General features: G+C 38.1%; 20 protein-coding genes. 6 read left to right on the forward strand and 14 right to left on the reverse strand.

The window, feature by feature from the left end:
* Nucleotides 1–95: 95 nt before the first annotated feature.
* The 8 genes from IW22_RS01295 to IW22_RS01330 all read right to left on the reverse strand — a co-directional run bounded on the left by IW22_RS01295 (nucleotide 96) and on the right by IW22_RS01330 (nucleotide 9,144).
* Nucleotides 96–638 carry a hypothetical protein gene (locus tag IW22_RS01295; protein WP_131401668.1) on the reverse strand — a complete coding sequence of 181 codons (543 nt, stop codon included), beginning with the start codon at nucleotides 636–638 and terminating at the stop codon, nucleotides 96–98.
* A 393-nt stretch (nucleotides 639–1,031) separates the two neighbouring features.
* Nucleotides 1,032–2,090 carry a hypothetical protein gene (locus IW22_RS01300; protein ID WP_034723529.1) on the reverse strand — a complete coding sequence of 353 codons (1,059 nt, stop codon included), beginning with the start codon at nucleotides 2,088–2,090 and terminating at the stop codon, nucleotides 1,032–1,034.
* Between the two features lie 206 nt (nucleotides 2,091–2,296).
* Nucleotides 2,297–3,922, reverse strand: coding sequence for a chaperonin GroEL (gene groL, locus IW22_RS01305; protein WP_034723530.1), 1,626 nt, complete (start codon nucleotides 3,920–3,922; stop codon nucleotides 2,297–2,299).
* A 102-nt stretch (nucleotides 3,923–4,024) separates the two neighbouring features.
* Nucleotides 4,025–4,303 carry a co-chaperone GroES gene (gene groES, locus IW22_RS01310; RefSeq protein WP_034723531.1) on the reverse strand — a complete coding sequence of 93 codons (279 nt, stop codon included), beginning with the start codon at nucleotides 4,301–4,303 and terminating at the stop codon, nucleotides 4,025–4,027.
* A 570-nt stretch (nucleotides 4,304–4,873) separates the two neighbouring features.
* Nucleotides 4,874–5,593 carry a hypothetical protein gene (locus tag IW22_RS01315; RefSeq protein ID WP_034723532.1) on the reverse strand — a complete coding sequence of 240 codons (720 nt, stop codon included), beginning with the start codon at nucleotides 5,591–5,593 and terminating at the stop codon, nucleotides 4,874–4,876.
* Between the two features lie 103 nt (nucleotides 5,594–5,696).
* Nucleotides 5,697–6,926, reverse strand: coding sequence for a cation:dicarboxylate symporter family transporter (locus IW22_RS01320; RefSeq protein WP_034723533.1), 1,230 nt, complete (start codon nucleotides 6,924–6,926; stop codon nucleotides 5,697–5,699).
* Between the two features lie 217 nt (nucleotides 6,927–7,143).
* The gene (locus IW22_RS01325; RefSeq protein WP_034723535.1) at nucleotides 7,144–8,430 is read right to left on the reverse strand and encodes a CitMHS family transporter; all 1,287 of its coding nucleotides are present in this window, start codon (nucleotides 8,428–8,430) and stop codon (nucleotides 7,144–7,146) included.
* Nucleotides 8,431–8,448: 18 nt separating this feature from the next.
* The gene (locus IW22_RS01330; protein WP_034723537.1) at nucleotides 8,449–9,144 is read right to left on the reverse strand and encodes a DUF2490 domain-containing protein; all 696 of its coding nucleotides are present in this window, start codon (nucleotides 9,142–9,144) and stop codon (nucleotides 8,449–8,451) included.
* Nucleotides 9,145–9,295: 151 nt separating this feature from the next.
* Here IW22_RS01330 and IW22_RS01335 point away from each other — a divergent pair, with 151 nt between their 5' ends.
* Nucleotides 9,296–10,402 (forward strand): sensor histidine kinase, encoded by a 1,107-nt coding sequence (locus IW22_RS01335; protein WP_228383972.1) that lies wholly within the window; start codon nucleotides 9,296–9,298, stop codon nucleotides 10,400–10,402.
* Nucleotides 10,402–11,100, forward strand: coding sequence for a LytR/AlgR family response regulator transcription factor (locus tag IW22_RS01340; protein WP_034723538.1), 699 nt, complete (start codon nucleotides 10,402–10,404; stop codon nucleotides 11,098–11,100). Before IW22_RS01335 ends, IW22_RS01340 begins: the two co-directional genes overlap by 1 nt.
* 137 nt (nucleotides 11,101–11,237) lie before the next feature.
* On the opposite strand, the gene IW22_RS01345 is transcribed toward IW22_RS01340, so the two are convergent.
* Together IW22_RS01345 and IW22_RS01350 are read right to left on the reverse strand one after the other, a co-directional pair.
* A complete protein-coding gene (locus IW22_RS01345; RefSeq protein ID WP_034723540.1) occupies nucleotides 11,238–13,628 on the reverse strand; it encodes a M1 family metallopeptidase in 2,391 nt (796 codons plus the stop codon).
* A gap of 67 nt (nucleotides 13,629–13,695) precedes the next feature.
* Nucleotides 13,696–14,274: a HupE/UreJ family protein gene (locus IW22_RS01350; RefSeq protein ID WP_034723541.1), complete on the reverse strand. Its 579-nt coding sequence runs from the start codon at nucleotides 14,272–14,274 to the stop codon at nucleotides 13,696–13,698.
* Between the two features lie 240 nt (nucleotides 14,275–14,514).
* Here IW22_RS01350 and IW22_RS01355 point away from each other — a divergent pair, with 240 nt between their 5' ends.
* Both IW22_RS01355 and IW22_RS01360 read left to right on the forward strand, forming a co-directional pair.
* Entirely contained in the window at nucleotides 14,515–17,754 is a 3,240-nt protein-coding gene (locus IW22_RS01355) for a S8/S53 family peptidase (protein ID WP_034723542.1), read from the forward strand.
* An 85-nt stretch (nucleotides 17,755–17,839) separates the two neighbouring features.
* Entirely contained in the window at nucleotides 17,840–18,355 is a 516-nt protein-coding gene (locus IW22_RS01360; RefSeq protein WP_034723543.1) for a DUF6702 family protein, read from the forward strand.
* A 561-nt stretch (nucleotides 18,356–18,916) separates the two neighbouring features.
* Here IW22_RS01360 and IW22_RS01365 read toward each other — a convergent pair.
* From IW22_RS01365 to radA, 3 genes are all read right to left on the reverse strand, one after another.
* Nucleotides 18,917–19,513, reverse strand: coding sequence for an ACP phosphodiesterase (locus IW22_RS01365; protein ID WP_034723544.1), 597 nt, complete (start codon nucleotides 19,511–19,513; stop codon nucleotides 18,917–18,919).
* 91 nt (nucleotides 19,514–19,604) lie between these two features.
* Nucleotides 19,605–20,711 (reverse strand): helix-turn-helix domain-containing protein, encoded by a 1,107-nt coding sequence (locus IW22_RS01370; RefSeq protein ID WP_034723545.1) that lies wholly within the window; start codon nucleotides 20,709–20,711, stop codon nucleotides 19,605–19,607.
* Between the two features lie 12 nt (nucleotides 20,712–20,723).
* A complete protein-coding gene (radA, locus tag IW22_RS01375) occupies nucleotides 20,724–22,073 on the reverse strand; it encodes a DNA repair protein RadA (RefSeq protein ID WP_034723547.1) in 1,350 nt (449 codons plus the stop codon).
* A 55-nt stretch (nucleotides 22,074–22,128) separates the two neighbouring features.
* Here radA and IW22_RS01380 point away from each other — a divergent pair, with 55 nt between their 5' ends.
* Nucleotides 22,129–22,563, forward strand: a complete 435-nt coding sequence (locus IW22_RS01380) for a hypothetical protein (protein ID WP_034723549.1) — start codon at nucleotides 22,129–22,131, stop codon at nucleotides 22,561–22,563.
* 40 nt (nucleotides 22,564–22,603) lie between these two features.
* Complete coding sequence (locus IW22_RS01385) at nucleotides 22,604–23,173, forward strand: YceI family protein (RefSeq protein ID WP_034723550.1); 570 nt, start codon at nucleotides 22,604–22,606, stop codon at nucleotides 23,171–23,173.
* Between the two features lie 151 nt (nucleotides 23,174–23,324).
* Here IW22_RS01385 and IW22_RS01390 read toward each other — a convergent pair whose 3' ends face one another.
* Nucleotides 23,325–25,019, reverse strand: a complete 1,695-nt coding sequence (locus IW22_RS01390; RefSeq protein WP_034723551.1) for a bifunctional alpha/beta hydrolase/class I SAM-dependent methyltransferase — start codon at nucleotides 25,017–25,019, stop codon at nucleotides 23,325–23,327.

A 25,019-nucleotide genomic window follows, 5' to 3' on the forward strand; every position in this document is an offset into this window, starting at 1 on the left:
CTAGTTCCATCACTCTTTACTTCAATGATCACACATTCAGTGGTAAGAAGCATTCCGGAAACAGAAGCTGCATTTTCGAAATATATTCTTTAAAATTAAAACTTTTCGTCGGCTCCTTTTTGTGTTGAATTGTATTCAATTAATGTAGCGAAGGCTTTTTTCAATCTTTCAACTAAAGCTTGGTCAGCTGTAAAATTAAATGGAGCAGAATAGTCATCATAGTTAGGTCCACTAATCGACAAGAAATCTTTTTCGGTACCATACTCTTTTCCTTCCAATACGGTATTAACTAATTTTTTCCCAGTCACATAAAAATCTTTTGAATACTCATTATTCATTCCTTTAACTGTGTTTAAATCGATTGTTGTAAAATACCATTCGTTCATTGTAGCCTCCTTTTTATAAACAAAAATGCCATTGCTGTAAGAAACAAAGTGTCTAAAATCGCCTAATGTCCCGGCTAAATTTTCTTTCATTTTTCCACCAATCCAATCCATGGTTTCCTGTTTGGTGGGTTTTGCGGTTTTGTTTTCAGTGGCTGCTTTGGTAGATTTTGCAGTTGTTTTCTTTTGGGCATTTACACCCATGCTTGCAACTGTTACTAGTAGTACAATTGCCAGCTTTAATTGTCTGGTCATAGTTTTAAGTTTCATTGAATGCTTACTACTGTTGTGGGGTGTCTGTTCAGCTTATTTCCCTGTATTCATGTTTAATATTTTTTTATAGAATTTCGTTTTTACTAAACGACTTCAATAATTTATATGGTTTGCAAATTTATAAATTGTTTTAATTGGCCAATATACTATTTATTACTTATTGCAGAATAGTTAACCAAAATACACAACAAAAAAACCGCCCTATAAAATAGAACGGTTAGTATATTAAATTGTCTCAGCGACACGCTGTTACATCATTCCCGGCATTCCACCTCCCATTGGCATAGCAGGCTCAACGCTTTTCACTTCAGTGATTACACATTCAACATTAAGCGGGACTATTGCAAATATCATGTTGCAAGCAGCTATTCTGTACTAAAGCTGTTTCAAATCTTTCAAAGCATTTGCTGTCAAGTGAATGTTACTTGTTTTGACTTTGGAATACGCTTCAAGCAGATTGTAAGTAGCATTGTAAATATTTCTAAATTGCTGTGTCCTCGCGTCAAAACGGTCATCTATAGAAACGTCAAGATTCTTAAATAGCCGGTCAATACGTTCTATCCACTTTTTATCTTCAGGTTCCTCCGAAAAGTAAATCTGTTCAAACTCTTTAAAGCCAATGACTTCAAATTTTCTATCAGTATCATTTGAAGCTTTCTTAATCATCATGTCACCCAATGCAGACTGCCAATCTCTAAAAATCCATGCTTCAACTCTCGACATTTCTCTAATTACAGTTTTAACAGTTTCGTTAATAACTTCTATATCAATTTTTGGGCTGTTGATTGTTGTGCAAATTAAATGACAGACTTCTTTCGCCAAGCATTTCTTTCCTTCATCTGATAAATTAAGGGCGATTTCAACATTTTCTTTGAAGCAAAGCTCATCAATAGCTTTTTCAATGTCTACACCTAATTTATTCCTTTGCTCTGATTGAAGTTTATCAATTTTTAAATTCCAATGTTTGGCTAAATTTTCTAAAATTGATTGCTCAATATGTTCACCATCAGCCAGACTTTTTTCAAATCCGGTTATAGCTTTTTCAAGTTGTTGATAGTCGTCGGTTGTGTCAACCTCAATGTGAGATAGCTCAATTTTAGATGCCCGTATCCAGCCAATCAGAGCGAGGATTCTGTAAACAGAGCTCACATATTTATAATTGTTATAAAAATTTTTAGGTGTAACGTCAAGCAAAAAGTAGCCACGAAAAAATATTTCTTTAATTCTGTAAAGCAATGCCACTGAAGACATCATCAATGGATTAGCATACTTTCTGAAAGTTTGTCTCCGTTTGGCTTTAGAGCTCCTTTTTTCTGTCAGGATTGGAAACCAAAAGTCTTTCGTCAAAATTGTCAAAATGGAAATGCCTGCTCCAATAATAGCAGCGATTATTGCTCCAATAGCAGCATCTGGTATTTTTAGAAGTGTCCACATATAGTTGCTTATAACATCCACATTTACGCATTAAGTGAATATACATATATACAGTTGCGCTAATGTTGTTTTGGTTTTAGCTGTCTATTTATTAATTATTAAATTTAAAATATAAATATACTGTTTCCTTACGGAAAACCATAAAACAAAAAAACCGCCCTGCAAAAGCAGAGCGGTTTTTTATATATTGTTGTAAGCTTACGCTATTACATCATTCCCGGCATTCCACCTCCCATTGGCATAGCAGGTTCAGCGCTCTTCACTTCAGTGATTACACATTCTGTTGTAAGAAGCATTCCGGAAACAGAAGCTGCATTTTCAAGGGCAACTCTTGTTACTTTCGTAGGGTCAATGATACCTGCTTCAAGCATGTTTACATACTCGTCAGTTTTAGCATTGTATCCGAAGTCTCCTGTACCTTCCGCAACTTTCGCTACGATTACAGAACCTTCACCACCTGCGTTGGCAACGATTTGTCTTAATGGCTCTTCGATCGCTCTTTTTACGATTTTAATACCCGTAGTTTCATCAGAATTGATTCCTGTAAGGTTTTCCAAAGCTGAGATTGCTCTTACTAAAGCAACACCACCTCCTGCAACGATACCTTCTTCAACAGCTGCTCTTGTAGCGTGAAGGGCATCATCTACTCTGTCTTTTTTCTCCTTCATTTCAACTTCAGAAGCTGCACCTACGTAAAGTACGGCAACACCACCAGCTAATTTAGCCAATCTCTCCTGTAGTTTTTCTCTGTCGTAGTCAGAAGTAGTTGTTTCCATCTGAGCTTTGATCTGAGCTACTCTTCCTTTGATTTTAGCTTCATCACCACCACCGTTTACGATCGTCGTGTTATCTTTATCGATAGTTACTTTCTCAGCAGTTCCAAGCATATCTAAAGAGATGTTTTCCATAGTGAAACCTTGCTCTTCAGAAATAACCTGTCCACCTGTAAGGATCGCGATATCTTCCAACATTGCTTTTCTTCTGTCTCCGAATCCCGGAGCTTTTACAGCAGCAATTTTAAGAGAACCTCTTAATTTGTTTACCACTAAAGTAGCTAAAGCTTCACCTTCCACTTCTTCAGAGATAATTAACAGAGATTTTCCGCTTTGTGCGATAGGCTCAAGAACAGGAAGTAATTCTTTCATTGAAGAGATTTTTTTCTCTACTAAAAGGATATAAGGATTCTCTACTTCAGCTACCATTTTCTCAGGGTTAGTCACGAAGTAAGGAGACTGGTATCCTCTGTCGAACTGCATACCTTCTACAACGTCTACCGTTGTATCGATACCTTTAGCTTCTTCTACTGTGATTACCCCTTCTTTACCTACTTTACCGAAAGCTTCAGCGATCAGAGATCCGATGGTTTCGTCGTTGTTTGCAGAAACGGAAGCTACCTGCTTTACCATTTCTTTAGAATCTCCAACTTCTTTAGACTGAGCTTTAAGACTTGCAACAACAGCTGTTACTGCTTTGTCGATACCTCTTTTTAAATCCATTGGGTTAGCACCTGCAGCTACGTTCTTAAGACCTTCTCTTACGATAGCCTGTGCCAATACAGTAGCGGTAGTAGTACCGTCTCCTGCGATATCATTGGTTTTGGACGCAACTTCTTTTACCATTTGCGCACCCATATTTTCTACTCTGTCTTCAAGTTCGATTTCTTTTGCTACAGAAACACCGTCCTTAGTTACGTGAGGAGCTCCGAAAGATTTCTCAATCACTACGTTTCTACCTTTTGGTCCTAACGTTACTTTTACTGCATTAGCCAATGCATCAACCCCTCTCTTTAAAGCGTCTCTTGATTCAATATCGAATTTTATTTCTTTTGCCATTTTTTGCTGTATTATTGTATGATGTACAATGTAAAATGTACTTTTTTATTTTTAAATAATTTGATTAAACGTTGCTAAAATACGTTGTACTTTTTACAAATCTTACCCGATTACTCCAAGTAAATCTCCTTCCTTAACGATTAAGAAATCTTTCCCGTCTAATTTTAATTCAGAACCTGAATATTTTCCATAAAGAACTTTGTCACCTACCTGAACAGTTGTAGGCTCATCTTTTTTACCTGGACCTACTGCTACTACAGTACCTTCCTGCGGCTTTTCCTTCGCAGTGTCCGGAATAATAATACCTGAAGCTGTTTTAGTTTCTGCAGCGATAGGCTCGATAAGAACTCTGTCTGCTAATGGTTTAAAGTTTACTGACATAATATATTTTATTTTTTAATTAATTCTCCGTTATAATTCTCTAAATGTATGCCATGAGGTCCCTGTGGATGAAATGGCAGAGTTTTAATTTCAAGTGTGAAAATTTGGCAGAAAAATGAAAAAGTAAAGCCGGAAACTTCCGGCTTTTGTATTTAACTCTAATAATTCGTTGAATTAAGGGCAGTGCTGTCCAGGCCCGATCCATAAAGTACATTTTCCCTGATCGTCGCGCTCGCAACAAACAAGTCTCGCCGCACCACCCATAATGGATTTTTGCGCGTCTCTGCTTAATGATTTAGCATTTTTCATAGATTAATATTTAATTTGTTTTACATTCCTGAACATTTAATGTCAATCAGGATTTTTGACGATTTGGTGTGGTAAGTGTACCTCAAAGATAGAAAAAATATCATTACATAATACACCGTGTGTAGATTTATTATTGATGTTTGTGTGATGATAATCAATTGTTTAATGATTGCTTTGTAGTAGGGGAGTGCGGAGATTTTGTAATTAGGATTACCCTTTAAAAAAGAAAAAGTTTACTATAACAGTAAACTTTAAAGATTTTTATTTGATGGTTTCCAGTGTCATTTTTCTTCCGCCGAGGTCCATATCCTGTTTCAGTATTTTTCGGGTTTCGGGATCAATATAATAGGTGACAAATGTTGTTTTATCTCTGATATCATCCGTTGTTTTTACGGCCCAGACTTTTTTCCCGTCGTAATCGGTTTTCTTCACTTCCAGGATATAGGCTTTTATAAGTCCCTGTTTAGCATCCGGATTATAATCGAAAATGGAAAGATCGGCGGTATAATTTTCTTTAAGCGGAGAAAACCGGATCATCATAGGATAACTGCTGCTGTCGAAATAATTCGCTGCCGGAATGTCTATACTGTGTTTTTCCTGAGATTTTTTGTTGAGATAATAACCGGTTACTTTTGTCTTACCTGATTTGAGAACCATATCCCGCATCATATTGAAAGAAGAATGATAAAGGGGTTCAAAACTGGCTGTTTTTACAATGGTAGAATCCGTCCACTTGGCATCAGGAGCCTGCTTCAACTTTACGGTGGTTCTGATGAGAAGATCCGTTTTGTTTAATTTTTTAAGCTCGGTAATGATGCTTCCTATTTCTGTTTTTGCGCCTGCATTGTCGGCATACCAGACCGCTTCCGAGGTTTCATCTTTGATCAGTTTAACATCAATACTGCTGTTGGCTGGAGTGAGCAGTTTCTGTGAAAATAAATGAACGCTGCTTACTAATAAAAGGATAAGAAATGTTCTCATGATTTTTTTTAGTAATAAGTGTTTCTCATTTTCAAAAAGTTACAACCCTGATTATAAGTAATGAGTAATGAGTAATGCGGGAATTTACTTCTTATCCTTAACCTTATTCTAATCTGAAATCTGAGTTTTTATTCTTTTGATTCTGGTTAATCTTCGAAATCACCGCCCCGGAAATCGCAATACTGATAAAATTGGTCACAGATCTCGCTTCGTTCATAAAACGGTCTACGCTGTAAAGAAGGGCAATATCTGTTAATGGAATTTTTCCAAATCTGTTCAACGTAAAAATTAAAGCTAAAAATCCTGAGCCGGGAACTCCCGATGCCGTTTTCGAAGTCACGGAGATAATAACGAAAAGCCATAGATAATCACTGACGGTTAATGAAATGTTATAAAACTGAATGAGAAAGCAACATGTCACAGAAATGTAAATACACGCCCCGGAAAGATTAAAATTATAACCCAAAGGAATCACAAACCTTAAAATTTTTCTGCTGTATCCTTCGGACTCCATTTTTTCAAAGATCAGCGGGAAGGCCGTTTTGGAGGAAGATGTGGTGATTACGAGGATAATTTCTTCCTTTAAATTCAGTAAAAATTTCCACAACTGTATTTTGAACAGGTACGCGACAATTCCCAGAATTCCAAAGATAAAGACGATATCAGCCAGATAAACCGTTGCCACGACTTTACTGAGCGGCAAAAGAGTATTGATGCCATATACTGAAACCCCATAGGCGATATTGCAGAAAATAATGACAGGAAGGATAATGTAGAGGTATTTAATGACGGTATAAAAAAGCTTAAGACCCTTGTCCAGGATGTTCAGGAATTTTTCTCTTGCTCCGGAAAGGTTCATGAAAATTCCCGCTACGATGGAAACAATCAGAAAAATTCCGTGCCTGTTGAGATACAGGTTTCCGGATAAAGTACTGTCGTTGATCTCAAATGTTTTAGGAAGAGACCTGCTGATCTTTGCGGTATCAATTCCCGTATCAGCACCCGGTTTTACAGCAAATCCAAATATGAATCCTAAGATTATAGCGACCGAACTGATAATCAGAAAATAGAGAATCGTCTTCCAAACGATGCTGCTCGCATTTCTGATTCCCGACAGCTGGCAGATTCCATACATGATCGCCATAAAGATAATCGGTAGGATCAGCATTTCCAGAACCATAAAGAAATACCGGCTCACAATACCCAGCTGAATGCTTGCCTCAGGCGCATAATGTCCCGTAAGCACTCCACCGAGAATGGCGGCAAATACATATAAGGTGAGATTTTTTAAGTATCTTCCTGTGAATGTTTTTTGGGTTTCAAAAAGGTTCATCTGAATAAATATACTGTCCGTACAAAGATCTGTTGTTTTTTTTACATCTGAAAAATAATAATTGAGTAAGGATGATGGAAGAGGGAAGATGGAGTTTCTTGAAGAGAAAATAATAGCTTCCAGCCGGTTTCTATTAATCTTTAAAGCCTCCCATTAATTTTAAAACTGCGTCCAATATCAACTTCCATCCTCCCTCTTCCAGCTTCCAATCTTTAGATTAAATCACTCCAAGAATCAATGCAGCGATCAACATGACAATTGAAGATCCCAATGCCCATTTCAGTGTATATTTCAAATGGTCTGAAAATTCTACACCAGCCAGCGATACCAATAAATAAGTAGACGGAACCAGCGGGCTCAAAAGATGGGAACCCTGTCCGATAAGGCTCGCTCTTCCAAGAATTTCCGGAGAAATACCCAGCTGATGCCCCGTAGCGACAATAATTGGGAGTATTCCAAAATAATAAGCATCATTCGAAAGGAAAAAAGTCAGCGGAATACTGAAAGCCGCTGTTACAATGTTCAGATAACCGCCCCAGCTTTTCGGAACGATTTCAATCATACTGTTTCCCATCGCCTGCATGATGCCGGAACCATTCAGAATTCCGGTAAAGATTCCTGCTCCGAAGATCATTCCCGCTACAGATAAGGCATTGCCCGCATGCTTTGAAATAATTTTCTGCTGGTCTTTTAATTTAGGATAATTAATAATGGAAGCGATACAGAAAGCAATCATAAAAGCAATTCCCAGCGGAACAAGGTCCAGAATCATGACCACCAAAAGAGTAATGGTAAGTGCCAGATTGATCAGGATCAACTTAGGACGTCTAAGTTTAAGATCTACTTCACCGATGATATCATTCGTGTTATAATTGGTGAATTTTCCATGTTTTGCAATTCTTATTTTTTCTCTTCTTCCTAAAATATAGGCAACGAATATCACCCACAGAATGCCAATGGCCATAATCGGGATCATAGGAACAAAAATTTCTGTGTGTCCCAGTTTCAGGGAACTCATAACTCTTGCTGTGGGACCACCCCAAGGAAGAATATTCATGATTTGTCCTGCCAGCATAATGATGCAGGTAAGAATCAACGGGTTCATACCCTGTTTTTTATAAAGCGGAAGCATTGCAGCTACGACAATTAAATAAGTGGAAGAACCGTCACCGTCCAGAGAAACCAGGGCAGTAAGAACGGCTGTTCCTATTGTTGTTTTAACGGGATTGTCCCCAACTGTTTTTAAAATGATATTGACCAAAGGCTCAAAAAGTCCCGTATCAATCATTAAACTGAAATACAGGATGGCGAAGATCAGCATAACGCCGGTAAGGGCTATTTCTTTAACCCCGTTTTTCATCATTTCTCCCAGTTCAGGACCAAACCCTGCAAAGAGAGCTACGGTTACAGGGACGATGACCAATGCCGTAAGCGGAGTCATTTTTTTGTTCATGATCAGAACCATGAAGATCAGAATCATGACGAATCCAAGGAATGTAAGCATAGATGATTTGATTTATAGTTATTTATTTTTGTTTTTCTTTCTCCAGTCGAAACTGTTTCTGTAGCCGATGTAGCCATAATTACTCGTAGATCCGGTCTCCAGCTGATTGATGAAAGCAACTTCAATGGCTGAGTTTTTCCCGACTTTAATTCCAAGTCCGGCCGTTAAACGGTTGCTGTCAAATGGGTCTTCCTTCACCACATTCATCCTCAATTCATTTTTCAGAATGCCGTACAGTTTTTCTTTTTCTCCCTTTCTGTTAAAAGGAATTCTCAGGGAAATCAGATAACGGAGCCTGACGATGAATTCATCCGGGTTGCTGATGAAACGCTCCTCCACACGGAAACGATGTGAGACGGAAGTTCTTCCGATATTGCCTCCCAATGTCACCTGCTGGAAAGGTCTTTTTTCATAGCGCTGTTTCTTTGAATTGTCAGTTTTATAGGAATCCAAAACCAAAAACATGAATCCGGCAGCGGGTTTCACTTCATTGGCCACTTCATAATCTACATAGGCAGAAACGAGGAAAAGTCTGGTATCATACGCGAGGTCAAAAGAACGGTACTGTGAAAGGGCAGTCAGTGTACTTTTGTCGGTGAGTCTTGCGGACATCAGATACTGGAACCACATATTGTAGTTGTCGCGGCTTTGCGCGTTGGCGAGCCGGATCATTCCCAGCAGCAAAACGATGATTAATCTGAATTTAATTTTCATGTAATATTGAGTTAATATCCTGATGTCTCAAATATATTTATAAGAACCAGCCGCAGATTTATTTTTCAATCAATGACAGTTTTTATCAGTGAACTGCACGATGGGGTAAAAAAGATGGTATATTTGAAAGATTGAAATTTGGATTTTTTAAATGTTTTTAATTATAAATATTGTATTTATATTATTGGTTTTCAGGATTTTGTTTAATGCAAAAGTTTTGAAAAGGCTGATGGAATATCATTGGGGATTTTTGTTGAAGTTTCAGCATGTTTTTTTCCTTTTGATCTTCGTGGTCATCACTTTTTTTACTGAAAACTACTTTTTAGACGTTCCGGAACTTATCTGGAGTGTTTTGTCGGTCATTATTTTTAATGTCGGAATTTACAGTCTGGTCTATTTTTATCTGGTCCCGGAATTCTATCTTTCCAATAAATATCCCGAGTTCATTCTTTATGCGCTGATCAGTTTTCTGGTCTCGAGCCTTTTCCGGATTTTATTGCAGCCGGCAGTTTTTCATATGAATTTTAATGAAACCCTTTCCAATACCAAATTCCTCTACAACGTATATACAGCGCAGGGAATTGTCATATTGGTGGCTTCATTCTTAGGCATTACAAAGGATAAATTTCTTATCGAACAGGATTTCAAAGATCTGGGAGAAGAAAAAGACCAGCTCTACCTAGACTTGCTTAAATCTAAAATGAATCCCCATTTTCTGCTGAATACGCTTAATAATATTTACTCCAAAAGTTTTCAGCCTTCTGAAAATACGTCAGAATCTATATTGCAGCTCAGTAAACTGCTTCAGTATGTGATTTACGACACCAGCAAGGAAAAGATTTCTATGGCGCAGGAATTTTCATCCATTAAATCTCTGGCAGGCTTGTATCAGTTAAAGTACAATAAAGAGCTCAATATCCGTTTTAGTATTGAAGATGAAGAAACTCTTGAATTAATTGATATTCCGCCTTCTGTTTGTCTTACCTTATTTGAAAATGCGTTGAAGCATTCTGCGGTGGGAATAGAGGCGGAAACTTATATCAATGTCAGCTATAAAATACAGGATCAGGAACTTTTGTTTGAGATTGAAAATTCTGTATCAAAGAAAAAAAATCTTGTCGGAAATATGAATGACAGCGGCTTAGGAAATGAAGCGGTCATCAATATTCTGGAAAAAAACTATGCGGGAAAATATACTTTTATATCCGAGCCCGCAGACCATAACAACTATCAGACTATTTTAAAAATTAAACTGTAATGGCTAATCTGACGATTGTAAGTGTAGATGATGAATACCCGGCGCTCCAGCTGATCCAGAAGTACTGCGGGCAGATGGAAGATGTAGATCTGCTGAAGGTTTTTCAGGACCCAGAAGAAGCATTGGAATATCTTAAACAGAACCCGGTAGATTTGGTGATTCTGGATATCAATATGCCCTACATCAATGGAATTGAGCTCCTGCATCAGCTTCCTTACAAACCATTGTGCATATTCCTCACATTGGAAACCCAGTATGCAGTCAAAGCTTTTGAATTGGATGTTGTCCATTATCTTGTAAAACCTGTTGATTTTGAAACATTCAGAAAGGCGATCAATAAAGCAAAAGATTTCCTGCAGTTCAAAAATTCTACAGAACAGCAGAAGAAAGAAGATTTCATCATGTTCAAATCCAATTACGTGATGCACAAAGTTCTTCTGGATGATGTGCGTTGGGTACAGGGTTTCGGGGAATATATCATTCTGGTGACCCATTTGAAAAAGTATATGATTCTTGAACGGATGTCCAATTTTGAAGAGAAATTTCAAAACCTGGGGTTTATCAGAATTCACAAATCCTATATCGTTCTCTCTTCCCATATCAGTTCGTATGATACGGCGAATGTGTATCTCAAAGATGGAGAAAAACTTCCGTTGGGGAGAACGTATAAAAATTCTTTAAAGGCTTATTTGAATTAATTTTTTTCGTGTAAAAATCTCTCGCAGATTACACAACTCCATAGATTTTTAAATATTGGCTTTAGCCCAATCATAAATCTGTCGCATTCATTAAAAGAAAAAAGGTTGTCTCAAATTTGAAACAACCTTTTTGATTTTTATGATTTTTTTCCGCCGGCCTGCATTGGGTTTACTTTTCCGTTGGCGCCACCTCTTACCGGGCCACCTCCCTGTTTCTGTTTAAACAATTGGAATTTTGAAACCTGAGTATCTGTGCCATTGCGGCTCCATAAGTTATTGGAAGTATCAATGTCAGCAGTCTCTCTCATCGGGTCCAGTTGGATAGACTTGATCTTTTTGTCAAAATAATAAGTCTTTGAAACCTTCTGTTCATTCTGTCTCCAGATCTGTGCCGAGGATTTGTCATATAACTTAGATCCGTCTTCGAAAGTGAATTCAAGGATGATCGGCATTACAAGCCCGCCTTTGTTCACAAAATCAATCTGGTAGCCTGTAAGATTTTTGAATTTCTCTTTATCCTTAGCATCCAGAGGTTGGCCCGCTTCCGTTTTTACGGTGTATTCCTTTTCGGTGTCAAATTTTTCCTGACCTCTGTCATATCGGTAATAGAAATCCTGTAACTCTTTATCTTTATCTACATAGAATGTGATGTTCTTATCTTCTTTATTTCTGATTTTAGAAATATCTTCAAAAGCATTCTGAAGTGGTTTTTCCACTTTATACTTTGTTTCTTTGGCATCTCTTGGAGGCGTATTGAGATCCGGAACTGCCACAGTTACTTTATCGATGGCAATATCTACAGGATCCGTTCCGTAGAACCATCCTCTCCAGAACCAGTCAAGATCCTCACCGCTGGCATCTTCCATCGTACGGAAGAAATCTGCAGGTTCAGGGTGTTTGAAGGCCCATCTTTTAGCGTAAGTTTTAAAAGCTTTGTCAAAAAGTTCTCTTCCCATGATTGTCTCACGAAGAATATTCAATCCGGTAGCCGGTTTTGAATAAGCATTTGGTCCAAACTGAATAATGTTTTCAGAATTACTCATAATAGGCTCCAGCTGATCTTTAGGAAGCTTCATATAATCGGTGATCGTCCATGCCGGACCTCTTTTGGAAGGGAATTTATTATCCCATTTCTCTTCCGTAAGATATTCCGTGAAGGTATTCAAGCCTTCATCCATCCAGCTCCATTGTCTTTCATCAGAGTTGATGATCATCGGGAAGAAATTATGTCCAACCTCGTGAATTACCACGCCAATCATTCCGTTTTTGGTTCCTTCAGAATAGGTTCCGTCTTTTTCAGTTCTTCCGAAGTTGAAACAGATCATCGGGTATTCCATTCCATTCGCTGCTTCTACAGATTGTGCGACAGGATACGGATAAGGAATCGTGAATTCAGAATAGGTTTTGATCGTATGAGCAACTGCTTTTGTTGAATATTTTCTGTATAATCCGTAAGCTTCTTTTGGATAGAAACTCATCGCCATTACTTTATTATTGTTTTCAGGAATCGTAACGCGCATTCCATCCCAGACAAATTTTCTGGATGAGGTCCATGCGAAATCTCTTACATCGTTAGCTTCAAAATTCCATGTTTTTCTCTCCTTTGAATGATTTTTCTCTGCTTTTTTAGCTTCATCTAATGTTACAATTTCAACCGGCTCGGTAGCACTTTCAGCCTTTCGGTATCTGGCCATTTGATCTGATGTTAAAACCTGTTCATAGTTTTTACATTCGCCGGTTCCGCCTATGATGTGATCTGCGGGCACATTCATGGAAACTTTAAAATTTCCGAATACCAATGCAAATTCGCCACGTCCTGTGAACTGGTGGTTCTGCCATCCGTGAAAATCACTGTATACACACATTCTCGGGTACCATTGCGTCATCGTGTACAGGTCATTGCCGTCTTCAGCGAAATTTTCATAACCGCCGCGGCCGCCCATTTTTATTCTGTTCGGGATATTATAGTTCCAGTCTACTTTGAAAACCAGTTTTTCTCCTTTCTTTAAAACCTTCGGCAGATCAATACGCATCATCGTTTTATTGACCGTATATTTCAGGGGATTTCCTGAAGCATCCGTTACCTTTTCCAGATTCACGCCATAGCCGTTATCTTTTTCCGGAAGTTCAGTAACTTTCAGTTGTTGATCATTGGAAGAAGCGGGAAGGGTAGAAGGAAACTGAAAACCAGCATTTTTAACGGTGGATTGTTCATTTTCGTCCAGCTGAAGCCAGATATAATCCAGATCATCCGGAGAATTGTTATAATAGGTAATGGTTTCAGAACCTTTCAGATTTCTTTTGTCTTCATCAAGGTAAGCGGTAATATCATAGTCAGCTTTATTTTGCCAATAGCCGTGTCCGGGAGATCCCGAAGCCGTCCTGTAAATATTGGGAGTCGGGAGAATAGTTCCCAGCTGCTCGAATCTGTTTCCGTGATTACTTCCAGGATTATTCTGGATATTTTGTGCGGTGAAACCTGTATAAGCAAATACAGAAAATGAAAGTAGAACTGTTTTTAGTTTCATTACCGAATTGATTTAATAATTACCAAAGATAATAATAAGTAGTTGAAAAATTGAAAATGTTTCAAAGTTAAAACGGAAGTCTTTCCAAAGTCATTTTTAACGCTAATGCAAATACTCCGGAAGAGACAAACAAGACCCAGTCTTTCTTATTGACCTTAAAGATTTTCAGAAGGATAAACAAAAGGATAAGAATACCCGATACAATAACGATCTGCCCAAGTTCGAGCCCAATATTAAATCCAAATAATGGAATAGCTATACTTTGACTTTTGGCGATCATTACCCTTGCCGTATTGGCGAAACCCATTCCGTGGACCAATCCGAAAATCAGAGCAAGATAATAATTGGCCCGCATAAGCGTCTGCTTTTTATTTTTCATCAGAATATTATCCAGAGAAGTAAGGACGATCGTCAGCGGGATTAAAAATTCCACCCATGCTGAAGGAACTCTGAAAACATCAAGTATACTTAAGGCAAGTGTAATGGAATGCCCGATGGTGAAAGCAGTCACCAGCACCAGTATTTTTTTCCAGTCGGTGTAAGAATACACTGCGATCAAAGCCAGTACAAATAATTGATGGTCCAATGCATCCAGAGAAATAATATGCTCCCAGCCAAGCTTTAAATAGAATAGAAAATCCTGCATTTTGAATAATGTTTATAATTTTTTATTTTTTGATGATAATTAGTTGAATTTTTTTAAAATAATTGTTTCTGATGTAATTTAATTAAAGGATAAATTAAAACCTGTAATTTTTCATTTATCAAGGCGATATTGTGAATTATTTTATATTAATTTGTTGTTTTTATGAATAATATTGGTGTTTTGATGGCATTGTTTGTATTATAAATATTTGTATAATTGTAATGTTAAAAAAACTTAAATATGCATTTAAAAAAACTATTTCTTACAAAAGTAAACATTCCGAATGGAGGAGCGAAGTTTCTTAGAAACGCTACAGCTGCTTTTTTAGGACTGTATTCGTATGCTTTCTATGGACAGGTACAGAAATTAGATTCCCGGTTTGATATTTTATTGAAAAATAAAGAAATTATATCAAAGGGAAATGCCGTTAAAGGTATGGAGCGGGATGATATGAAACTGGATAAACATCTGGTGGTGACTTCTAAAGGAGCTCAAACCATGTATTCATGTATTATTTATACAAGAACTCCTGAAAAACTTAAAGCCGACGGATTTTTAGTGCAAAGTCAGCTCCCTGGTTTTGCAACTGCTTTGGTAAGTATTGAAGATATTGAAAAACTGACCCAGCTTCCTTATGTAACTTCTGTAATGGCCCCTACATTTGATGAGCTTCATAACGATGTAAGCAGAGCCCAGTCTGGAGCAAGCCTTTTGCAGGACGGGGCCTTCAATAATACCGCTTACAACGGAACCGGAATCCTGGTAGGCGTTTTTGATACGGGGATAGACTGGAAACATCCTGATTTCAGAAATGCAGCTGACCAGACAAAAAGCAGAATTGTTTCCATTTGGGATCAGACATTAACCGCGCAGGGCACCGAAGTTCCTCCAGCAGGATTTGCAACAGGAGTGGAATATACAAGAGCCCAGATTGAAGATGAATTGGACGGCACTCCGGCAGGTTTTGTCCGGGAAAATGATACGAACGGCCACGGAACGCACGTATCCGGTACTGCTGCAGGAAATGGCGCTGCCTTTGCCGATAAAAGACACAAAGGTTTTTCTTCCGAAGCGGATATCGTTTTTGTAAAAGGAGGAAATGGTTCTTTTCCCACGACCAATACCATCAATGCTTTAACGTACTTTAAAAATGTAGCGACAGCTTTGAATAAACCCATTGTGGTCAATATGAGCATCGGAGGACAGGGAAGTGCCCACGACGGAACATCTTCTCATGAAGTAGCCGTCAATAGTTTTACCAGCTCAGGTCCGGGAAGAGTCGTTGTAATTTCTGCAGGAAATGATTACGGGGCTAATCTTCACCGAAAAGTAGATATAGAACCGAATGCTACACAGTCTTATGCGTTCACCGTAGGCAGTAATACTTCAGCGGCTTCCGTGTTTGCATTTCTGATGTATGCTAATAATGATACAGCTGTTACCGCCAGACTTACCACTCCGGATGGACAACAATATACACAGAACATAAGTACCAATACCGCACACAGTATTTTAGGCGGAGGTTTTACAGCATCCATGTACAACTATTGGAGCACAGATAACAACAAGCGCTATGTGCAGCTGGTCATAAGCAGAAATACAGGTTCTACTGCCAATTGCCAGGGAAATTATACACTTGAGATCACCAATGACGGAACTCAGCCTATTACTACCCATGGCTGGTTATACAGTAAAGGGACAGGAATTGTGGCCTCCCTTCAGAATGGAGATAATGAATATGTAGTGGGAAGTCCGGGAAATGCATCCAATGCTATTACCGTAGCATCGTATATGGGAAGAGGAAGCTGGTATTCTTCAGCAGGTGCTTATTTAACAACCACGGCACAGGAATCTATTTCGTCGTTCAGTGCACAGGGACCAAGAGTGGATGGTTTTCAGAAACCGGATATTACAGGTTCAGGTCAGAATGTGATTTCTTCAAGATCAGTTGATTCTGCGCCGGGAGCTACGGACATTATTATCGGAACCAATTTCTATGTGAAAAATCAGGGAACCAGTATGTCTTCACCGGGAGTGGCGGGAGCAGTAGGGCTATTGCTTCAGGCTAATCCTGCACTGACAGCCGCACAGGTGAAGAGCCGTCTTACTTCTAACGCAAAAAAAGATGTTGCCACCGGAAACATTCCGAATGCAAGATGGGGCTATGGGAAATTAGATATTTACAAGGCGGTTACCGATGAATTAGGATGCGTACAATCCAATTTTGAAACAGTAACTTATGATGAGCCTTATATTATTGCCAATACAGAAAATAACAATTTCTTCGATAATACAGCTTTAGCGGTTCGGTATACACCAACGTTAACCGGAAAATTAGGAGGCTTTTCATTTACAACGGGATCATCTGCTATTCCAAGTGATATGGCAGTTGATATCCAGATCAGGAAAGTGAATGCCAATGGCGATCCGGGGGACATTATTGCCACGAAAACCGTTTCTTCATGGGTGAATGATATTCAGAGATTTACCTGGAATTATGTAGATCTTTCCGGGCTCAATGTACAGATGGTAACAGGCAAGGATTTTTATATTGTCATTAACGGACTAAGCGGGAGAATTTCTATGAAAAATGAATCTGTTTCCGCTAGTGGGCGAAGTAAAACTTCAACAAATGGAACAACATGGACGGCAAGAACATTTGACCTGAAAATGAGAGCCACCGTTTATGAAAATATTGCTGAAGTGAAAAACCTGGCTACGGTAAACCTCAATAAAACAGCAACAGTAGCGGGAGGATACAACTATTTCACCAATACCTGTCAGCTGATCACAAGAGTAGAAAAAGAGACTGCCAGCACTGTTTCAGGAGATGTTACTTCCAAAGTTTGGGTAGATAACGCACAGCCGAATTATGTTTCAAGAAGATACGAGATCAATCCGGCAGCCAATCCGGCTACCGCCACAGGAAAAGTTACTTTATATTTCAAGCAGGCAGATTTTGATACTTATAATTTGACGAACACTGTGAAATTACCCACTTCAAGCACAGATAACGCGAATAAAGCCAATCTTGTGATTGAGAAATTTGCAGGAACCAGCGCGGGAAATACGGGTACTACAGCTTCTTTTGGTAGTTCTGCTACAGTGATAATGCCAAATGTGGCTGATATTATCTGGAACGAAACCTACCAATACTGGGAAGTAAGTTTCCAGACGACAGGTTTTGGAGGATACTTTGCGAAGTCAAGTTCAGCTGTATTGGGAACGGCAGATGTAAAGGTGAATATAGATGTGAATATCACACCGAATCCTGCTAAAGACTTTGTCAATGTAAGATTAGGGAAGTATTCTAAAGCTTCCGTAACTATTTATGATGCTTCCGGAAAATTGATTAACACGGCTAATGTTAATAGTTCAGAAAGTAAAATTGATGTTTCATCGCTGGTAAAAGGAGTTTATCTGTTTACCATTACATTAAACGACAATACAAAAATTACTAAGAAAGTAGTTAAGGAATAATTAAAGATAACCAGATAAGGGTAATCTTAAAAGGCAGCGGTTGTATAACTGCTGCTTTTTTTATATTTGTTTAAAAATAAAATCAATGCAGGGTAAATTTTTCTTCGCCTTTATTTTTTCGGTGCTGCTGGTGTTTCAGGGCTTTACAAAAGCCGATGAGGTTCACCCTTATCATGTAGGTTCTGTAGAAATTAATTATAATTCGAAATCAAAATCCTTTGAGATCACCGGCCGTTTTTTTCTGGATGATCTGGAAAACGGATTAGGAAAGAAATATGGAAGCTCTTTCCACTTTAATGATGAAAAATATAAAACGAAGCTGAATGAAGCTTTAGAAAAGTACTGTGCTGAGTATTTTAAATTAAAGGCAGACGGGAAGTTTTTAAAAATAAACTACGTAGGCTACGAAGAAGACAGCGAGTCAGTGAATGTCTTCCTGGAGTCTGAAACTGTGATCAGCCCCAAAAAACTGGAAGCAGCCGTAAGTTTTCTGTACAACCTTTTTGATGATCAGATCAATATTGTTCATATGATTATAAAGGGCGACCGGAAAAGTGAAAAGCTTACCTATCCGAACCGTTATCTGTACCGCCAATTTTAGCATTCCTTTTTCTTCATTTTCTTTTATACATCATTTCATATTTTAAATAAATATTAAATCACCACATATTGATTAATATTTTTGTATTGTCTCTCTTTTAAAATTATTTTTAATAATTAATTAATAGAAAATAATGTATTTTATTATTGATAATTAATGTATAAATATTATTTAATTAATTAACGCTTGTGATATTTGTTTTTTATTTAAAATAAATTATATTTGTGTAGATCTAGTTGTGTTTAATTATTTTTTTATTAAATCACTTTTTTAAGTAAAATTTTAATCAAAATTGTAATTTGACTACTGCTGGTGGAAACATATAAGTTTAATATTTTAATAATATACTAAAACAACTCATATGAATAAAACAAACTTATTTTGTATTTGATTTTTAAAGATAGTTGTTTGTTTTATTGTCTAGGTAGGTATTGCGACTTATGCTGTAATATTTGTATTTGACAGGCAACAGAACATAAAAATTTAAGATAACCGAAAATGAGATATTGATTCTAACAACACAAATTGTTAAAAGCACTTACGTTCCCTGTGAGTGTTTTTTTATTGATGATCGAGCTGAATCAGCGCATTGACACCTTTGGCGTGAGCGAGAAGATCAGGGAAGAAGTCATCATAACATTCCTGCAGAAAAGGTTTATTGTTTAGAAATGCTTCGTAAACAGCGATGTCCGGTTCCAGATATTTGGCTTTATTCATCACATTCCGCATGCTGAATTTAATGCCCCAGTCTTCGCGGTAATTGTACAGCCAGTCATCCTGTTCCATCTTAGTCAGCATTAATTTAAAGTTTTCAGGAAGCCATTCTTCATGTTCGTTAAGGACTCTGTACACTCTTAAGGAATGGGCCTTCCACTCAGCTAATGAATGTAGAGAAAGATCAGTAGCTACAAAATAATCCATAGCCACATCTACAAAAGCACCGGCATAGAGTCTGACCAAAGGAGCAAATACTTTTTTAGCCTCATGAATAGCCGGATGGGAATCTGTGAAAGTATCCACAGCTCTGTGCAGCGTAATACCATCCTGAATATCTTTCGGAAAAGAATAGCGGTCTTTGTTCCGGATAAAATCTTCAAGAAACTGTCCTACGATCTGTCCGTCCGAAAAAGTAAGAAAAGAATGGGCTAAATAATTCATAAACGAATATAAAAATTTTTACCCAAAAAACCTCCATCTGTAAGGAACAGAGCATTGAAAAACTTTTAAGAATTCTGAAAATATGTGAGGATTAGCCAGCCTGTTCTTTTTTGAACTCAGAAGGCGTCATATCCGTCATTTTTTTGAAAATCGTATTAAAAGCTGTTTTGGAATTAAAGCCGGATTCAAAGGCAATGCCTACCATAGATAATTTTTTGTACGAATCATCCGTGAGCATTTTCTTGGCATGTTCTATTCTGTATTTGTTCACAAAATAAAAGAAGTTTTCATGAAAGCCGTTGTTCAGTAGATAAGACAGTTGATGCGCATTGATCTGAAGCAGATCCGACAGCTTAAGCAAATTAAGATCGCCATCCAGATGAGGCTTTTCTGTTTCCATTAAAGCATTTAACCTGAGTTTTAAACTTCCAAGCTCATGATCGGGGATCAGTTTTTTTCTTTCCGTTTCTTCTTCCTCACTTTCCAGCTCGATAGATAAAAGCTCATCGCGCTGTTTCTTATTCACAGGATAAATTTCTTTCTGCCTCAGTACATAATATAAAGTGCTGTAGACAATGAATAAAAACAAAAGATCCATCACCAGATGCTGATGCATTTTATAGACAAAAGCATTAAACAGCTCGTAACCCACCGTAATAATAATGGTGACAAAAAGAAGGAAACTCAGCTTGATCAGCCATTGCAGATCCATATTTTCGGTATTGGAAGAAATGGTTTCAATCCTTTTCTGATGCCTCCTGATTTTAAAATAAATAAGCGCGATATAAGGAAGATTATGTGCAACATCGATCAGCAAAACCGCATTGTAAATCACCGGGTGTTTATCCGAGTTGAAAAGTAAAATCCAATAGATCGCGGGAACAATAAGACAGACCAGATCCCTCGTTTTAAAACGGTAATTGGGATTAATAAAAAACACAACACTGAAAAACAGGAGAACCGGCGTGAATATCTGTATCGAATAGACTGAAGATGTCAGCAAAGGCCCCGGAGGTAATCCGCAAAACTGTAAAACATTCAAAATCCAGTAGCTGGACCACAAAAGCAGGAATAGCCCGAAAAACAAGTTCGCTTTCCTGTTGACCCTCATCGGATTGATCAGTACCGTAAATGAAAGCAGGGTCAGACCTCCGTAGAGCAGGACAAGAACAAACTTTTGGATATTTTCAAGCTGCATGTGGAATGGTTTTTAAAAGATCCGTTCGTGGAAATCCTCAATTTTGCTCACTTCCTCGATTTTAATTCCAAATTTTCTTTTCGGAATCTTGTTGAGGTTGGAGACAAATATTTTTTCATAGCCTAATTTTTCAGCTTCTGTAATTCTCTGTTCCACCTGTGCGATAGGACGGATCTCTCCGCTTAGCCCGATTTCACCTGCAAAACAAAAATGCTCGGAAATCGCAATATCTTCATTGGAAGACAGGATAGAAGCCACCACGGCAAGATCCAGTGCGGGATCATCCGTTTTGATTCCGCCTGTAATATTTAAAAAGACATCTTTCGCACCCAGCTGAAAACCTGCCCGTTTTTCAAGGACAGCCAACAGCATATTCAGTCTTTTGGCATCAAATCCTGTAGAACTTCTTTGCGGAGTTCCATAAACTGCGGTACTTACCAAAGCCTGAATTTCCAAAAGCATCGGCCGGTTTCCTTCCAAAGTGACCGCCACTGAGTTTCCGGAAAGTTCTTCAAATTTCTTGGTGATCAGGATTTCAGAAGGATTTCTGATCTCTTTTAAACCTTGTGAAACCATTTCGTAAATTCCAATCTCGGAAGTAGATCCGAAACGGTTTTTATTGGCCCTGAGCAGTCTGAAAAGGTGATTTCTATCTCCATCGAAATTTAAAACCACGTCTACCATATGTTCCAGCACCTTCGGTCCGGCAATCTGGCCGTCTTTCGTGATATGGCCTACCAGGAAAACCGGGATATTATTTTCTTTCGCGTATTTGATGATCTCATTGGAACATTCTCTGATCTGGGAAACTGTTCCCGGCGAGCTTTCAATTAACTGAGACTGCAAAGTCTGAATGGAGTCGATGATCATCAAATCCGGTTCCAGCTTTTTGGCTTCGTGAAGGATTTTTTCCAGCGACGTTTCCGTAAAAAGAAAACAGTTCGGGTTTTGGACATCCGTCAGCCTGTCCGCTCTCATCTTGATCTGCGAAGCACTTTCCTCTCCGGATACGTAGAACACTTTTTTCTTCATCTTTAAAGCCAGCTGAAGCAAAAGGGTAGATTTTCCGATTCCCGGCTCTCCACCGATTAACGTTACTGACCCCAGTACAATACCACCTCCCAGAACGCGGTTCAGTTCTTCGGAAGGCGTTTTTATTCTCGGTTCTTCGCTGGTCACCACTTCAATAATGTTGATGACATGCTGTTTTGATTTTGAAAAGGGTGGGGTTTTGGATGAGGTTTTCTCAACAACTTCTTCCACAAGGGTATTCCATTCTCCGCAGTTTTTGCATTGCCCCATCCATTGGGAATATTGGGTTCCGCAGTTTTGACAGAAATATGCTGTTTTCAGTTTTGCCATACTGCGAAGTTAAAAAAAATGAATCTCCTTTCAGAATTTTAATTAATTTTCGGGCATGAAAAATATTCTGGTGAGAAGCCTGGTCGTATTTATTGTGATGAGTCTTCTCAATGCTCAATTCTGCGAATGGACATTGCAATTTTTAAAAGTAAAATCAGATGGGACAGCAATGGTGCCAATGGGGGTTTTGATAGAATGTCTTATCGTAACCGTTGTCAGTTTTATTACGGTATTAGTGTTCAGGAAAAATTATCATTCAATGGTAAGAATGGCGGTTTTATTTGAAATTATTTATTTACTCACGTTACTCATTTCAGGAACGAACCCCATTAAATATTTTTCAGACCAGGGAGATGCAGAGTTTCTGGCTTTATTTATTTATGTCAACTCATTCGTCGTATTTCTTGTGATTTGCCTTTTTAATTTAATGTATTCTAAAATAATCACTCCAAAATTAAAAACTAACATACATCAAGATGAGAATGAGTGATATATCATACCTTTACTTACTCAACTAAAAATAAGTTATAATGAAAAAAGTACTTTTATCTTTCGTATTCACGCTGTTAAGCGTTTTGAGTTTTGCACAGACAGAATGGGTGGCAGATCCGATGCATTCTTCAGTGAATTTCAATATCAAGCATATGGGAATCAACTTTGTACAGGGTAGATTTGATAAATTTGAAGGAAAAATAATGGCTAATGCGGCCAATTTAGATAATGCCGTTTTTGCATTCGAAGTGGAGGTAAACTCCATCAATACCGGAACGGAAATGAGAGATAAACACCTTAAAAGTGCCGACTTTTTTGATGCCGAAAAATATCCGGCGATGAGCTTCCACAGCAAATCTATCACTAAGGATAAAAATAATACCTACATTCTGAAAGGTGCTCTGAAGATCAAAGAAACGGTAAAAGATGTAAGCATTCCGGTAACATTCGGTGGTGTGACTAAAAATCAGCAAGGGAAAGAAGTAATGGGCTTCCAGGCGAAATTTACAGTTAACCGTTTAGACTACGGAATCAAATATGACCCAACCGGTGCAGGCGTAGCTAAAGATGTAGATGTAAGTTTATATTTTGAACTGGTAAAACAATAATTGTATAGATAATTTTGTTAAAAAAGGTTTTTCAAGTGATTGAAAAACCTTTTTTTTATTAGAATTGAGCTCTCGCAGATTCAGCCGATCAGGCAGATTTAACGTAAACATCTGTTCCATCTGCTCAATCAGCGCGAGATTATTTTTTAATTTAAGAATTAATCTTTCCTGAAGAAACGGTGAAAATACCGTAATCATCAATCAGCATGTTTTCTTTACGAACCCCGCTGTGATTCATGACTCTGTCCAGTTCCTTCTGCGAACGCCTTCTCATAACCCAGTCTTTGTTCTGATGATTATTCAAAACATAAGCGATCATTTTCAGTTGCGGATGCCACGGCTGTCCGGTATAAACAACAAAAGAATTTTTTTCGGAAACGGAAGCCGCTCCTTTTATTGCTTTAGCTGCCATTTCATTGTCTCCAAACAGTTCCAGAATTCCTGAAATAATGGTGATATTCGGCTCAAAGTTGATCTTTTTATAGGTTTCAGGATCAAAGCAATCGAAGTTGGTAAAACGGATATTCTGATAATTTTTATCTTTGATCACCTGTTCTCCGATCTCAATATTAGCCTTTACAAATTCATTGATAACGATTTCTGCTTCAGGATGTTTTTCTTTAATATCGAATAGATAATTTCCCGTTCCACCGGCAATATCAAGAATTTTAATCTTTCTGCCTTCCTTTTTAAGACTTTGAATATTCTGCTCCAAAAGTTGAATCAGATGTTCTTTACGGATACGGATTCCTTTCCAGCCGATCGCATTCAAGTAATTTTTATCCATCATTTTCCCAAAACCTAATTTTCCTTTCGGTTGGTTCTGATACACATAATGTAACGAAGCTCCGGAATCAAAACCGTGTTTCAGGCCGATAGCCATTCCGTTACTTATTTTCCCAATGTTATTAAGAGAGAACTTCTGAAGTTTAAAATTCAGATTATTCCCGACATTATTCTGAAGATCTTCATATTCCTTTATTGAAAAACGATCAGGATGAAGAGAAGCTGTTTTATGCGTTCTGTTGAAACATTTTTCTGCAAAATCGGCAACCTTATCGTAAACTTTCTCTTTTCCGGTGTCAAACATGATTCCATGGAAAAAGCCGGATAATACTTCATATTTCTTTAAATCGGTATCAAGCTTGTCATAAAACGTTTTCTGTTCTTTATTAAAAACCACATGGTCTTTTTCTGCGGCAAGAATGAGGGCTGGTGTATCAATAGCTTCGGCATCTTCTACCAGACGTTTTCCTGCTTTCGCAAGATCGATAAGAAGCTCAGCGTCGATAGATCTTGTAATCAGTGGATCTGTATCATATGCTTTTTGCTGCTCAGGATCGTGGGTCAGCATTTTGGATTTTACGTAGCTTTTAATAATGAGCCCTTTTTTAAGCTTTGTCCCAAGCGTGATCATTTCGTTGGCTAAGGGAACGATAAGATTAATTTTAAAAGCAGGCGCCAGAAGTGCCATTCCTGCAATATCCGGAGCGAAATCGTGGGCCCATGCCGAAGCTACAACACCTCCGATGCTGTTCGCTAAAACAAAAATATCTGAAATAGGCACACTGTATTTTGATCCCAAAAATTTGGAGAAAGAATCCAGATCTCTAACGTAATCCATGAAAACAGAAGAGGTCTTGGTTTCTGTATGCCCGTGTCCGCGGAGATCAAAAGCGAAAATACTGTACTTCGAAAACTGGGGTGACTGGGCGATATCGTTCAGTCTTTCCGAATGCTCATGACCACGGTGGATAATGATGATGCTTTTCTGTTGAGGCTGATAATTCCACTCGCGGTAGAACATACTACTGCCGTCAAAACTCTTAAAATGTCCGCTGTTCAT

The sequence above is a fragment of the Chryseobacterium sp. JM1 genome (assembly GCF_000737715.1).
In the GTDB taxonomy this organism is placed as follows: Bacteria; Bacteroidota; Bacteroidia; order Flavobacteriales; family Weeksellaceae; genus Chryseobacterium.